Raw genomic sequence first — 13,323 nt, 5'->3', positions numbered from 1 at the left:
ATGTGCCGGGCGGGTCAGCCCATCAGGCTCAGGAACCCCGCCACCGTCGTGGCCATCGCCTCGCGGCCCGGGACGATGTACTTGCGCGGGTCGACGCCCGTCGGGTTGTCGGCCAGGTACGCGCGCACCGCGCCGGTGAACGCCGTGTTCAGCGCCGTACCCACGTTGATCTTGCGCATGCCGGAGGCGACCGCCTGGCGGATCTCCTCGTCCGGGACGCCGCTGGAGCCGTGCAGCACCAGCGGGACCGGGACCGCGTCGCGCAGCCGGCCGATGAGGGCGTGGTCGAGGGCGGCGGTGCGCTCCGTCATCGCGTGCGAGGAGCCGACCGCGACGGCCAACGCGTCGACGCCGGTCGCCGCGACGTAGGCGGCGGCCTCGGCCGGGTCGGTCCGGACGCCGGGGGCGTGGGCGTCGAGCGGGGCCTCGCCCTCCTTGCCGCCGACCTTGCCGAGCTCCGCCTCGATCCAGATCCCGCGCTCGTGGCCCCAGGCGACCGCGTCGGCCGTGGCCCGCACGTTTTCCTCGTAGGCCAGCTTCGAGGCGTCGAACATCACCGAGCCGAAGCCCTCGTCGTGCGCCTGGTGCAGCAGCTCCACGGACTCGACGTGGTCGAGGTGGAGCGCGAGCGGTGCGTGGGAGGCGCGGGCGACGGCGGCGGCCGCGGCGGCGATGGCCGAGAGCCGGCCGCCGTGGAACTTCACGGCGTTCTCGGAGATCTGCAGGATGGCGGGCGCCCCGGCGCGTTCCGCGCCTGCGGCGATGGCCTCCGCGTGCTCCAGCGTGATGACGTTGAAGGCGGCGACTGAGCGTCCGTCGGCCTGGGCGGCCGAGACGAGTTCACCGGTGCTGACGAGCGGCATGCTGCCCCCTGGGACTTCGTGTGGTGCGGGATGGTGCTGGGTGGTCCGGGACGGTGCCGGGCGCGCGACGCGGGCTGGTTCCGCGCCACTCAGACCGTCGGTGCTTGTTCCTCGATGCCGACGCGCGGCAACAGCTCCTCGTACGCCGCCCGGTCGAACTCCCCGGCCGCCGGTGCCAGTACCGTCGCCGTCGACAGTGCCACCGCCCTGCGCAGCCGGTCCGGCCAGCTCAGCCCCTCGACGAGACCGGACAGCAGCCCGGCCACCGCGGAGTCGCCCGCTCCGGTGGGGTTGCCCGCGACCCGGTCCGGCGGCGCCGCCCGCCAGGCCCCCTCGGGGGTGACGGCGAGCATGCCGTCCGCGCCGAGGGAGGCGATCACGCCGTGCGCGCCCCGGCGGCGGGCGTCACGGGTGGCGCGCAGCGGGTCGCGGGAGCCGGTGAGCTGGGCGAGCTCGTCGGCGTTCGGCTTGATCAGGTCGGGGCGGGCGGCTATGCCCCGGCGCAGCGGTTCGCCGCTGGTGTCGAGGAGAACGGGGACCTCGGCGGCGCGGGCGATGCGGACCAGTTCGGCGTAGGCGCCGACGTGGATGCCGGGCGGCAGGCTGCCGCAGAGTGCGACCGCGTCCGCGTCGGCGAGGAGCTTCTCGTACGTGGCGAGAAAAGCGGCCCACTCGTCGGCGCTGACGAGTGGGCCGGGTTCGTTGAGCTGGGTGGTGTCGCCGGTGGACGCATCGACGACGGCGATGGTGCGGCGGGTGTTCCCGGCGACGGGGACGAGTGCGTCGCGCGGCGGGAGGTCCGCCAGGAGCTCGCGGAGCACGGCTCCGGTGGCGCCTCCGGCGAAGCCGGTGACCACGGTTTCGTGGCCGAGTGCGGAGAGCACCCGGGCGACGTTGAGCCCTTTGCCGCCGGGGCGTTCGGAGATGTCACCGACGCGGTGGCTGGTGTGCGGGACCAGCGCCGGTACGCCGTACGTCAGGTCGAGTGCCGTGTTCAGCGTGACCGTGAGGATCACCTCGGTCACCCCTTCGATCCGTGCCGGAGCGCGGATCCCTTGCCAGAACGCGCTTTCCCTGCTGTTTACGCAAGCGATCATGCCAAAGAGCAAGCGGTCGGCCCAGACCTCCGGGCCAACCGCTGTCTCTTCGTTACGTATTCGGCCCACTGTCAAGAATGGCTGAAATCACCCGAGTTCGGGCTCAATAACCCATTCGCCCTTGCGCATGACGCCCTTGAGCGCGAAGTCCGCGTCCAGGACGACCAGGTCCGCGTCCTTGCCCCGGTCGAGCGAGCCGACCCTGTCGTACACGCCGAGCAGCCGTGCCGGGTTGGCGGAGATGGACTGCACGACGTCCCCGACCGGGATCCGGTCGAGCGTGACGGCCCGGCGGAACGCGGTGTCCAGGGTGAGTGTGGAACCCGCGATCGAGTTGCCCTCGACGAGCCGGGCGACGCCGTCCTTGACCTCGACGGCGAGCGGGCCCAGCTGGTACTGGCCGTCGCCGAACCCGGCCGCGTCCATCGCGTCCGTGATCAGCGCGACGCGGGCGGCGCCCGCGTGGTGGTACGCCAGCTCCAGGGCGGCCGGGTGCAGATGCGTACCGTCGTTGATCAGCTCGACGGTGATCCGCTCGTCCTCCAGGAGGGCGGCGATCGGACCGGGCTCGCGGTGGGCGAGCGGCGACATCGCGTTGAACAGGTGGGTGGCGACGGTGGCGCCCGCGTCGATCGCCTCGACGGTCTGCTCGTACGTCGCGTCGGTGTGCCCGATCGCGGCGATCACGCCGTGCTCGGCGAGCAGCCGCACCGACTCGATGCCGCCCGGCAGCTCGGTGGCGAGCGTGAACATCTTCGCGGTGCCGCGCGCCGCGTCCATCAGCTTGCGGACCTCGGCCGGGTCCGGGTGGCGCAGCAGCTTCTCGCTGTGCGCGCCCTTGCGGCACGGCGAGATGAACGGGCCCTCGAAGTGGATCCCGGCCAGGTCGCCCTGCTCGACCAGCTCGGAGAGGATGCCGGCCCGCTCGGCGAGGAAGTCCATCTCTCCGGTGACGGTGGAGGCGACCAGGGTGGTGGTGCCGTGCTCGCGGTGGGTGCGGATGCCGGTGAGGACCTCGTCCACGGTGCCGGAGGTGAAGGACGCGCCGCCGCCGCCGTGGTTGTGCATGTCGACGAAGCCGGGGACGACCCAGTGGCCGGTCAGATCGATGGTCCGAGCACCCTCCGCCGGACTCCCGGCGATCCGAGTTCCCTCGACGATCACCCGGCCGTTCTCGACGGTGCCGGTGGGAAGAACCACCCGGGCCCCGGCGAGAACCGTGCTGTCTGCGGGTCCGGCCATCAGGCGGATACCTCCGTGGAGAGAAGATCCCAGGCGAGCAGCCCTGCACCCAGGCATCCGGCGGTGTCCCCGAGGGCCGCCGGGACGATGTCGGGCAGCTTCTGGAACGTGACACGTTCCTCGACGGCCGCACGGAGTGGTACGAACAAGGTTTCCGCTGCCTCGGCGAGACCGCCACCGATGATGAGCGTGCGGGGGTCCAGCAGGGTCAGCGCGGTGACCAGCCCGGCGGCGAGCGCGTCGACCGCGTCCTGCCATACCCGTACGGCCGCGGGATCGCCCGATTCGACGGCCTTCGCGCAGTCCGCGGCGTCGGCCTCCGGGTCCCCCGACGCGGCGGCCCAGGCGCGGCTGACGGCGGAGGCGGACGCGAGGGTCTCCAGACAGCCGCGCTGTCCGCACCCGCAGTCCGGCCCGTCCGGTCGGACCACGATGTGCCCGATCTCGCCCGCGTACCCGTGCGCGCCCGCCTCGATGGTGCCCGCGATACCGATGGCTCCGGCGATGCCGGTGCCGAGCGGGACGAACAGGAAGCGGTCGGCGCCCCTGCCCGCGCCGATCCTGCCTTCGGCGAGGCCGCCTGTCCTGACGTCGTGGCCGAGCGCGACGGGTACGCCGCCGAGCCGTGCGCCGAGCAGGGTGCGCAGGGGGACGTCGCGCCAGCCCAGGTTCGAGGCGTAGACCGCGATCCCGTTCTCCGGGTCGACGATGCCGGGCACGGCGACACCGGCCGCGACGGCGCTCTCGCCGAAGTGTTTCTCCCCGTGGGCGCGCAGTTCCGCGGCAAAGGCGAGGATCGACTCCACGACGGCGTCGGGTCCGCGCTCCCTGCCGGTTGCGCGCCGGGCCTCGTACAGCAGAGTGCCGTCGGCCCCGACCAGTGCGGCCTTCATTCCGGTGCCGCCCACATCGAGGGCGATGACGTGTTTCACGGGAGACAGTTTCGCCCGAGGACCCCCGATAGGTCTAGTCCACTATCGCTGTTTGTTGAGGATCCATACAAAAGTGTGGCAAAGCCCCGGAGTGCGCCCCGGAGCACGCCTTTGACCGGGCCTTCTGTCGAGCTCAGGGAGCCAGGATCACGCTGCGCGACAGATTGCGGGGGTGGTCCGGGTCGCACCCCTTCGACTCCGCGATCTCGACCGCGAGGCGCTGCGCCCGGATCGGATCCGCCATCGGGTCGGCCACTGCCTGATCTTCACAGCGTGTCGGCGCGGGTGTGGTGGGTCGCTCGATCGAGTGAGGGGTGGGGAATCGCACCTGCGCACACATGCCGGACGAGGTGCATGGCTTCGTGCTCGCGGGCTGGATGATCCGTGCGTACACGTTCCGCATGCGGCCCACCGCGGGTCGGACACAGACTCTCAACGAGATGGCCGCCGTGCTCGGTTCGAATTCGGCGGAGGGGTCGAAGGCGGAGGGTGCGGAGGAGCGGGTGGCCGGGTAGCGGGTCCGGGGGCGGGCGATATGTTGGCTCATATGACCGCCCCCGACGACGGCTCCGCCGAAGCGGAGCCCCCTGCCGACAGCCCCGCCGACCACCCTGGCACCGGGCTCTCCGACCGGGAACGTGCGGTCCTGGCCGTGGAACGGCGCTCGTGGCCCGGCCCGGGGGCGAAGGAGCGGGAGATCCGGGAGGGCCTGGGCATCTCGCCGACGCGCTACTACCAGCTGCTGAACGCGCTCCTGGACGACCGGCGGGCACTGGAGGAGGACCCGGTGACGGTGAACCGGCTGCGACGGATCCGAGAGGCTCGACGGGGGCGGCGGTGATGTTGCGGCGTCGCCGCACATCCAGCCCCGGCGACGGAGGAGCGGGTGCCCCGGTGCGGAGCCACCGGTTCCGGGAAGGGCGGGCAGGGGAACAGGCAGGGCGCGGGCGCGGGCCGTAGCCGCACCGCACCACCCCCGATACCCTCGATCCATGGGCAGCACTCCGGAACAGTCCCTGCCGACCCCCACCACCCCGGCCGGCCGCGAAGGCCTCGCCGCTCTCCTCGCCCGCCCCGAGCGCGCCGTCGTCGCGCTCGATTTCGACGGCACCCTCGCCGAGATCGTCCCGGACCCGGAACAGGCCCGCGCCCACCCCGGCACCGTCCCGGCCCTGGCCGCGCTCGCTCCGAAGGTCGCCTCCGTCGCCGTGATCACCGGTCGCCCGGCCGACGTCGCGGTCCGGCACGGCGGCTTCGCCGGAGTCCCGGGCCTTGACCACCTCGTCGTTCTCGGCCACTACGGCGCCGAACGCTGGGACGCCGTCTCCGGCGCCGTCCACGCTCCCGCCCCGCACCCGGGCGTCGCCGCAGTCCGCGCCGAACTCCCCGGCCTGCTCGAACGGTTCGCCTCCTGGCGCGGTACCTGGATCGAGGAGAAGGGCCGGGCGCTCGCGGTCCACACCCGCCGGGCCGCCGACCCGCAAGCCGCGTTCGACGCGCTGCGCGGCCCGCTCGGTGCGCTCGCCGCCCTGCACGGGCTGATCGTCGAACCGGGCCGTCTCGTCCTGGAGCTGCGACCGCCCGGCATGGACAAGGGTGTGGCGCTCATGGAGTTCGTCCGGGAGACGGACGCCGAGTCCGTTCTCTTCGCCGGCGACGACCTGGGTGACCTCGCGGCCTACGCGGCCGTGGAGAAGCTCCGCGCCGAGGGCCCCGACGGCATCCCGGGCCTGCTGGTCTGCAGCGGCAGCGCCGAAGTGCCCGAACTGGCTGAACGCGCCGACCTGTTGCTGCCGGGACCGGGAGCCGTCGTGGAGTTTCTCTCGGCCTTGGCGCACCGTCTCCGGTCGGGCCCCACCGAGGTGTGACGGGCGACGTCACCCCTGCCGCAGCGCGTCCAGCTGTTCCAGGAACCACTGCTGCGGCGGCAGCGCCGTCGCCGCAGCGGCCAGCCGCTTCGAGCGCTCCGCCCGTTCCCCGTCCGGCATCGTCAGCGCCTCGTGCAGGGCAGCCGCCGTCGCGGACACGTCATAGGGGTTCACCACGATCGCGTCGGCGCCCAGCTCCTCGTACGCCCCCGCCTCCCGCGACAGCACCAGCGCGCAGCCCGCGTCGGAGACCACCGGGACCTCCTTGGCGACGAGGTTCATGCCGTCGCGGATCGGGTTGACGAGCGCCACGTCCGCCAGCCGGTACGCCCCCAGCGAGCGTGCGAAGTCGTCATTCACATGGAGCAGGACCGGGGTCCAATCGGGTGTCCCGTACGCCGAGTTGATGTCGTCCGCCAGTCGCTGCACCTCGGCCGTGTACTCCCGGTACACCGTCAGGTCCTGCCGCGACGGGTACGCGAACGCCACATGCACCACCCGCTCGCGCCACTGCGGGCGGGTGTTCAGCAGCTCCCGGTACGCCAGCAGCCCGCGCACGATGTTCTTGGACAGCTCCGTACGGTCCACCCGCACGATCGTCTTCCGGCCGGTGCCGCCCACCTGCTCCCGCAGCACTGCCATCCGCTCGTCCACGTCCGCCTCGTGCGCGCGGCGGCGCAGGAAGTCCGCGTCCGCGCCCAGACCGTGCACGCCGATCCTCGTCCGGCCCGTGCCGCCCAGGATCTCCGTGCAGCAGCCGATGAACGCGTCCGCCCACCGCCGGGTCAGGAAGCCCGCCCGGTCCGCGCCGAGCATGCCGCGCAGCAGCTGCTCCGCGATGTCGTCGGGCAGCAGCCGGAAGTAGTCGACCGGCGCCCACGGGGTGTGCGAGAAGTGGCCGATCCGCAGGTCGGGCCGCAGCTCGCGGAGCATGCCCGGGACCAGCGCCAGGTGGTAGTCCTGCACCAGCACCGCGGCGCCCTCGCCCGCCTCCTCGGCGAGCGCCTGCGCGAAGGCCAGGTTGTACGTCTCGAATGACGCCCACTGCCGGCGGAACTCCGCGTCGAAGACCGGATCCAGCGGTGTCTGGTACAGCATGTGGTGGACGAACCAGAGCACCGAGTTCGCGATGCCGTTGTACGCGTCGGCGTGGACGTCGGCGTCGATGTCGAGCATCCGTACGCCCGGCTCGGCGATCCCGTGCCGGACCGCTGCCCTGTCCCCGTCGCCGAGCGCCGCGCAGACCCACAGCTTGTCCTCGACCGCGCTCAGGCCGGAGACGAGCCCGCCGCCGCCCCGTCTGGCGCCGATCGAACCGTCCGCGCGCAGCGCGTACGAGACGGGGCCGCGGTTGGACGCGACGAGTACCTGGGCAGCCGACGTGACCGCGTGCTCGGAGACCATGTTGCGGAATCTAGCCCGATCGCGAACCACCCAAACGTGCGAAGTCAGGCCGCGCGGCGCGAAACGTACTCCGTGATCTCGCACATCGGGGGCCGCTCCTCCGTGTCCACCGGATGGGTGCGCGGTACGAAGCCGTCCTCGCCCCGCTCGAACTGGGTCAGGGCCGGACGTACCAAGTGACCTCGGGACAGCCGGAGTTGAGCGGTGCGATAGATCGCCGCGGCCATCCGTCCCAGCGCCTGGCCGTCCTGGTGGCGGTGTCTGCGTACCCCCACGTCGACCTGTGCCAGCGCGTCCAGCCCGACGGTGTGCAGGGCGTCCACCAGCAAGCCGAGTTCCACTCCGTAGCCGACGGGGAACGGCAGCCGCTCCAGCAGCGAGCGCCGCACCGCGTACTCGCCGCCGAGCGGCTGGACGAAGCCGGCCAGCTGTGGCCAGTGCAGGTTGAGCAGCGGGCGGGCCACCAGTTCCGTGACGCGGCCGCCCTGACCCGCGGTGTCGCCCAGGGGGCGGTCGTACATCGCCTTGACGAACTGCACCCCGGGGTCGGTGAGCAGCGGGCCGACGATGCCGGAGACGAAGTCCGCGGAGAAGTCCCTCAGGTCGGCGTCTATGAAGCAGACGATGTCACCGCTGGTGACCAGGAGCGAGCGCCACAGGACCTCGCCCTTGCCGGGGAGCGTGGGTATGCGCGCGAGTATCGCGTCGCGGTGCACCACTCGGGCGCCCGCCTTCCGGGCGACTTCCGCCGTGCCGTCCGTTGAGCCGGAGTCGATCACCAGCAGCTCGTCGACCAGCGGCACTTCCTCCATCAGTTCGACCCGGATCGTCTCGACGATGGCGCCGACCGTCGCCTCCTCGTTCAGGGCGGGCAGCACCACGCTCACGCTCCCGCGCCGCGGGTCCCGGCCCTTGGCAGCGACGAGCCGGTCCAGCGGGCGGTCGGCTGCCGACCAGGAACGCCTGGCCAGCCAGCTTTCGACCTCTTCCAGCACGGTCGATACTCCCTGTATGTGATCCATCTCGCGGTTCGGACGACTATCTCAACCGTCCGATGCTTCGGTTACAGTCTTGAACAACGCGGATGACCGTCGCATGTCGGGGTCCTCCGCCAATAAATGCCTGGGTCGATGATCCAGTGCCATAGCGCTCATCCAGAGGGACTGAGGGAACGGCCCGTTGAAGTCCCGGCAACCCTCCCGCCGACCGCGAGGTCAGGTGGGGAAGGTGCCAATTCCGTCTCGTGGCGAAATGCGCCGCGAGGAAGATGAGGAGAAAGGGCCTCGCCATCATGGCTGCGCAGACTGTTGCAGTAAGCACCGATTCTTCCACCGACGCCGTCGACCTCGGCCCCGCAGCGGCACTCTCCTGCCGCGAGTGCGGAGAGCGTTTCGAACTCGGTCCCCTTTTCGCCTGCGCGTCCTGTTTCGGGCCGCTCGAAGTGGCATACGACCTGCCGAGCGGCTCCCCGGACGAGCTGAAGAAGCGCATCGAGGCCGGACCGAACAACATCTGGCGCTACGCGCCGCTGCTGCCCGTCCCCGCCGATGTCGCGGACAAGCCCAACATCAACCCCGGCTTCACCAAGCTGGTCAAGGCCGACAACCTCGCCCGTGAGCTGGGCGTCACCGGCGGTCTGTACGTCAAGGACGACTCCGGCAACCCGACGCACTCCTTCAAGGACCGCGTCGTCGCCATCGCCGTCGAGGCCGCCCGCGCCTTCGGTTTCACCACCCTCTCCTGCTCCTCCACCGGCAACCTCGCCGGTGCGGTGGGCGCGGCCGCCGCCCGGGCCGGCTTCCGGTCCTGCGTGTTCATCCCGCACGACCTGGAGCAGGGCAAGGTCGTCATGGCCGCGGTGTACGGCGGTGAGCTGGTCGGCATCGAGGGCAACTACGACGACGTCAACCGCTTCTGCTCGGAGCTCATCGGCGACCCGCTCGGTGAGGGATGGGGCTTCGTCAACGTCAACCTGCGCCCGTACTACGGCGAGGGCTCCAAGACGCTCGCGTACGAGATCTGCGAACAGCTCGGCTGGCAGCTGCCCGACCAGCTCGTCATCCCGATCGCGTCCGGCTCGCAGCTCACGAAGATCGACAAGGGTCTTCAGGAGCTGATCAAGCTCGGTCTCGTCGAGGACAAGCCGTACAAGATCTTCGGCGCCCAGGCCGAGGGCTGCTCCCCGGTCTCCACGGCCTTCAAGGCCGGTCACGACGTCGTGCGCCCGCAGAAGCCGAACACGATCGCCAAGTCCCTGGCGATCGGCAATCCGGCCGACGGTCCGTACGTCCTGGACATCGCCCGCCGCACCGGCGGCGCGGTCGAGGACGTCAACGACGAACAGATCGTCGACGCGATCAAGCTGCTGGCCCGCACCGAGGGCATCTTCGCCGAGACGGCGGGCGGGGTGACGGTCGGCGTGACGAGGAAGCTGATCGAGGCGGGTCTGCTGGACCCGACGCTCACCACGGTCGTCCTGAACACCGGTGACGGTCTGAAGACTCTGGACGCGGTCGCCCCGACGACCGGTCCGACCGCGACCATCCGGCCCAGCCTGGACGCGTTCCGCGACGCCGGCCTCGCCAACGGCTGACCCGACCACCCGAGACGTAAGGAAGGCACCCGCATGAGCGTCAAGGTCCGTATCCCCACCATCCTGCGCACCTACACGGGCGGCGAGGCCGAGGTCCCGGCCGAGGGCTCGACCCTCTCCCAGGTCATCGAGTCGCTGGAACAGAACCACCCGGGCATCGCCGCGCGTGTCCTGGACGACCAGGGCAAGCTCCGCCGCTTCGTGAACGTGTACGTCAACGACGACGACGTGCGCTTCGAAGGCGGCCTGGAGACGGCCACCCCGGACGGCGCGGGCATCTCCATCATCCCGGCGGTCGCGGGCGGCTGCTGACCTGTAGTCGGCCCCTGCGGCCGACTTCGCAGCGTTACCGGAATTGCCCCCTCTGCGAGCTAAGCGGAGGGGGCAATTCTGCATGGTTGAGCGCGGTAGAGTTGGGAAGTCCCCTCCGCTGCCCGTGCCGACCGCATATGAGAATGCGCCCGCCCACGACAAGATGCAGCCAAAGTGTTCCAACTCCTTGCGCCGTAAGTGGCCTTTGTCCGGCCCGACTTGCCCTGGAATCGCATGAACTCCTCACATTCGGGCGTTCGGCGCTGCCCAGAATTCTCGTCCGATTGACCTGTTGCAGAGGGCAGTTGGGCAGATACATTCGGCCGCGGTCGACGCGTTCCGGCGCACACCCTCTCCTGTCGGAGGGTGAGTTCTGACCCGGGTCCGCGAAGTGCGGTCCTGTGCAAGGGCCAGTAATAGGGGAGTTAGCCATGGCTCAGGGCACCGTCAAGTGGTTCAACGCGGAGAAGGGGTACGGCTTCATCGCGGTCGACGGTGGTGCGGATGTTTTCGTCCACTACAGCGCGATCCAGATGGACGGGTACCGCACCCTCGAAGAGGGTCAGCGAGTTGAATTCGAAATCTCGCAGGGCCAGAAGGGGCCGCAGGCGGACATGGTCAAGCTCGCCGTCGGCTGAGCTCGGCGCGGTCGGCCAACGACACCACTCACGCACGAAGGGTCCGTACCCACCGGGGGACGGGCCCTTCGTGCGTGCCCCCGCCCGTCGCGCCACCCGGCCCCCCGCGCGCCGTCGCCCGGCTTCCGGGTTGTCCACAACCGTCGAGGGCGCTTGCACTCGTGGGGGTCGAGTGCTAATCATTGGCGTTAGCACTCTCCAGGTGAGAGTGACAGAACTTGGACCGGGCCGGTGAGGCCCGCAGGCTTGGTGGGGCAAGGAACCACCGGGCACGCAGGCCGTCCGTCGCGGGCGCCACTCGGTCCGGAGAAATCCACCCCTGTCCGGGAGGACCACTTCACATGGCCAAGATCATCGCGTTCGACGAGGAGGCACGGCGCGGTCTCGAGCGCGGGATGAACCAGCTCGCCGACGCCGTCAAGGTCACCCTTGGCCCCAAGGGCCGCAACGTCGTCCTCGAGAAGAAGTGGGGCGCGCCCACGATCACCAACGATGGTGTTTCCATCGCCAAGGAGATCGAGCTCGAGGACCCGTACGAGAAGATCGGCGCCGAGCTGGTCAAGGAAGTCGCCAAGAAGACGGACGACGTCGCCGGCGACGGTACGACCACCGCCACCGTTCTCGCCCAGGCGCTCGTCCGTGAGGGCCTGCGCAACGTTGCCGCGGGTGCCAACCCGATGGCCCTCAAGCGGGGCATCGAGAAGGCCGTCGAGGCCGTCTCCGCCGCTCTGCTGGAGCAGGCCAAGGACGTGGAGACCAAGGAGCAGATCGCTTCGACGGCCTCCATCTCCGCCGCCGACACCCAGATCGGCGAGCTCATCGCCGAGGCGATGGACAAGGTCGGCAAGGAAGGCGTCATCACCGTCGAGGAGTCCCAGACCTTCGGTCTGGAGCTGGAGCTCACCGAGGGTATGCGCTTCGACAAGGGCTACATCTCGGCGTACTTCGCCACCGACATGGAGCGCATGGAGTCGTCCCTGGACGACCCGTACATCCTGATCGTCAACTCCAAGGTCAGCAACGTGAAGGACCTCCTTCCGCTGCTGGAGAAGGTCATGCAGTCCGGCAAGCCGCTGCTGATCATCGCCGAGGACGTCGAGGGCGAGGCTCTGTCGACCCTGGTCGTCAACAAGATCCGTGGCACCTTCAAGTCCGTGGCCGTCAAGGCCCCGGGCTTCGGTGACCGCCGCAAGGCCATGCTCGGCGACATCGCCATCCTCACCGGTGGCACCGTCATCTCCGAGGAGGTCGGTCTCAAGCTCGAGAACGCCGGCCTGGACCTGCTGGGCCGTGCCCGCAAGGTCGTCATCACCAAGGACGAGACGACGATCGTCGACGGCGCCGGTGACACCGACCAGGTTCAGGGTCGCGTCAACCAGATCCGTGCCGAGATCGAGAACTCCGACTCGGACTACGACCGCGAGAAGCTCCAGGAGCGCCTGGCGAAGCTGGCCGGCGGCGTGGCCGTCATCAAGGCCGGTGCCGCCACCGAGGTCGAGCTCAAGGAGCGCAAGCACCGCATCGAGGACGCCGTTCGCAACGCGAAGGCCGCCGTCGAGGAGGGCATTGTCGCCGGTGGTGGCGTCGCGCTGCTGCAGGCTTCCGCCGTCTTCGAGAAGCTGGAGCTCTCGGGTGACGAGGCGACCGGCGCCAACGCCGTCAAGCTGGCGCTGGAGGCCCCGCTCAAGCAGATCGCCGTCAACGGTGGTCTCGAGGGTGGCGTCGTCGTCGAGAAGGTGCGCAACCTGCCGATCGGTCACGGCCTGAACGCTGCGACCGGCGAGTACGTCGACATGATCGCCGAGGGCATTCTCGACCCGGCGAAGGTCACGCGCTCCGCTCTGCAGAATGCCGCGTCGATCGCCGCGCTGTTCCTGACCACCGAGGCCGTCATCGCCGACAAGCCGGAGAAGGCCTCTGCGGCCGCTCCGGGCGGCATGCCGGGCGGTGACATGGACTTCTGATCCTGACGGATCGGTAAGTGCCTGCACGTCGGCCCCCGGGACCAACTGGTCCCGGGGGCCGACGTCGTGTCCGGACCGGGTGCGGTCCCGCGGCGTGAACACCCTCTCAGGGAAGTGGGCCGACGGTCCGTCAGGCGGACGGCCGTCGGACCCCCGACGACGCACGGCGCCTGGAAGTACTTCATCTTCACCAGCTGATTCGGCGGCCGGTCTCATGAGGCCGTGAAGTCGGGGCGCGTTCCAGGCGGTGGGACGGGACGCGCCCCGCCTCCCTGTTGAGTTCCTCGACGGAAACGCCACAACTCTCCTGCCGGTCTTCCAGGTTGTGAGCGTTGTGGCGGCGGCAGGGCCGCGTATGCGAAGGTGCAGGCGCTTGCCGGGTGGGGTGCCGCCGGAGAAGCGCAGAACGA

General features: G+C 70.4%; 13 protein-coding genes, 1 pseudogene and 1 riboswitch. Of the genes and pseudogenes, 7 read left to right on the top strand and 7 right to left on the bottom strand.

The features are described 5' to 3' along the window. Positions 1-14: 14 nt before the first annotated feature. From OG395_RS25885 to OG395_RS25865, 5 genes and pseudogenes are all read right to left on the bottom strand, one after another. Positions 15-863, bottom strand: a complete 849-nt coding sequence (locus tag OG395_RS25885; protein ID WP_327245067.1) for a class II fructose-bisphosphate aldolase — start codon at positions 861-863, stop codon at positions 15-17. Positions 864-952: 89 nt separating this feature from the next. Then, the gene (locus OG395_RS25880) at positions 953-1,879 is read right to left on the bottom strand and encodes a 1-phosphofructokinase family hexose kinase (protein ID WP_327249461.1); all 927 of its coding nucleotides are present in this window, start codon (positions 1,877-1,879) and stop codon (positions 953-955) included. 168 nt (positions 1,880-2,047) lie between these two features. Continuing rightward, the gene (gene nagA, locus OG395_RS25875; RefSeq protein WP_327245066.1) at positions 2,048-3,202 is read right to left on the bottom strand and encodes an N-acetylglucosamine-6-phosphate deacetylase; all 1,155 of its coding nucleotides are present in this window, start codon (positions 3,200-3,202) and stop codon (positions 2,048-2,050) included. Beyond that, complete coding sequence (locus OG395_RS25870) at positions 3,202-4,134, bottom strand: ROK family protein (protein ID WP_327245065.1); 933 nt, start codon at positions 4,132-4,134, stop codon at positions 3,202-3,204. The genes nagA and OG395_RS25870 overlap by 1 nt, the downstream gene beginning before the upstream one ends. A 133-nt stretch (positions 4,135-4,267) precedes the next feature. After that, positions 4,268-4,387 (bottom strand): annotated as a pseudogene (locus OG395_RS25865) (sugar isomerase); the annotation flags it as partial. Between the two features lie 85 nt (positions 4,388-4,472). Here OG395_RS25865 and OG395_RS25860 point away from each other — a divergent pair. The 3 genes from OG395_RS25860 to otsB all read left to right on the top strand — a co-directional run bounded on the left by OG395_RS25860 (position 4,473) and on the right by otsB (position 6,002). Further along, positions 4,473-4,649: a hypothetical protein gene (locus OG395_RS25860; protein WP_327245064.1), complete on the top strand. Its 177-nt coding sequence runs from the start codon at positions 4,473-4,475 to the stop codon at positions 4,647-4,649. A gap of 32 nt (positions 4,650-4,681) precedes the next feature. Next, complete coding sequence (locus OG395_RS25855; RefSeq protein WP_037692825.1) at positions 4,682-4,975, top strand: DUF3263 domain-containing protein; 294 nt, start codon at positions 4,682-4,684, stop codon at positions 4,973-4,975. Between the two features lie 151 nt (positions 4,976-5,126). Beyond that, the gene (otsB, locus tag OG395_RS25850; RefSeq protein ID WP_327245063.1) at positions 5,127-6,002 is read left to right on the top strand and encodes a trehalose-phosphatase; all 876 of its coding nucleotides are present in this window, start codon (positions 5,127-5,129) and stop codon (positions 6,000-6,002) included. Between the two features lie 9 nt (positions 6,003-6,011). Here the strand turns inward: otsB and OG395_RS25845 are convergent, their stop codons facing one another. Further along, positions 6,012-7,406, bottom strand: coding sequence for an alpha,alpha-trehalose-phosphate synthase (UDP-forming) (locus tag OG395_RS25845; RefSeq protein WP_327245062.1), 1,395 nt, complete (start codon positions 7,404-7,406; stop codon positions 6,012-6,014). A 44-nt stretch (positions 7,407-7,450) separates the two neighbouring features. Next, positions 7,451-8,401 (bottom strand): glucosyl-3-phosphoglycerate synthase, encoded by a 951-nt coding sequence (locus tag OG395_RS25840; RefSeq protein WP_327245061.1) that lies wholly within the window; start codon positions 8,399-8,401, stop codon positions 7,451-7,453. Positions 8,402-8,553: 152 nt separating this feature from the next. Beyond that, positions 8,554-8,680: riboswitch (SAM riboswitch) on the top strand. 17 nt (positions 8,681-8,697) lie between these two features. Between OG395_RS25840 and thrC the strand changes: the two genes are divergently transcribed. The 4 genes from thrC to groL all read left to right on the top strand — a co-directional run bounded on the left by thrC (position 8,698) and on the right by groL (position 12,913). Further along, on the top strand, positions 8,698-9,999 hold the full coding sequence (gene thrC, locus OG395_RS25835) for a threonine synthase (protein WP_327245060.1): 1,302 nt from the start codon (positions 8,698-8,700) through the stop codon (positions 9,997-9,999). A 33-nt stretch (positions 10,000-10,032) separates the two neighbouring features. After that, positions 10,033-10,311, top strand: a complete 279-nt coding sequence (locus OG395_RS25830) for a MoaD/ThiS family protein (protein WP_327245059.1) — start codon at positions 10,033-10,035, stop codon at positions 10,309-10,311. A gap of 431 nt (positions 10,312-10,742) precedes the next feature. Continuing rightward, positions 10,743-10,949 (top strand): cold-shock protein, encoded by a 207-nt coding sequence (locus tag OG395_RS25825; RefSeq protein ID WP_003967346.1) that lies wholly within the window; start codon positions 10,743-10,745, stop codon positions 10,947-10,949. 341 nt (positions 10,950-11,290) lie between these two features. Continuing rightward, on the top strand, positions 11,291-12,913 hold the full coding sequence (gene groL, locus OG395_RS25820; RefSeq protein WP_266983046.1) for a chaperonin GroEL: 1,623 nt from the start codon (positions 11,291-11,293) through the stop codon (positions 12,911-12,913). The last annotated feature ends 410 nt before the right edge of the window (positions 12,914-13,323 follow it).

Source organism: Streptomyces sp. NBC_01320 (assembly GCF_035974375.1).
Classification (GTDB): Bacteria; Actinomycetota; Actinomycetes; order Streptomycetales; family Streptomycetaceae; genus Streptomyces; species Streptomyces yanii.
Note: the sequence above shows the minus strand (reverse complement) of the source record. Positions and strands in the feature narration are given on the sequence as shown.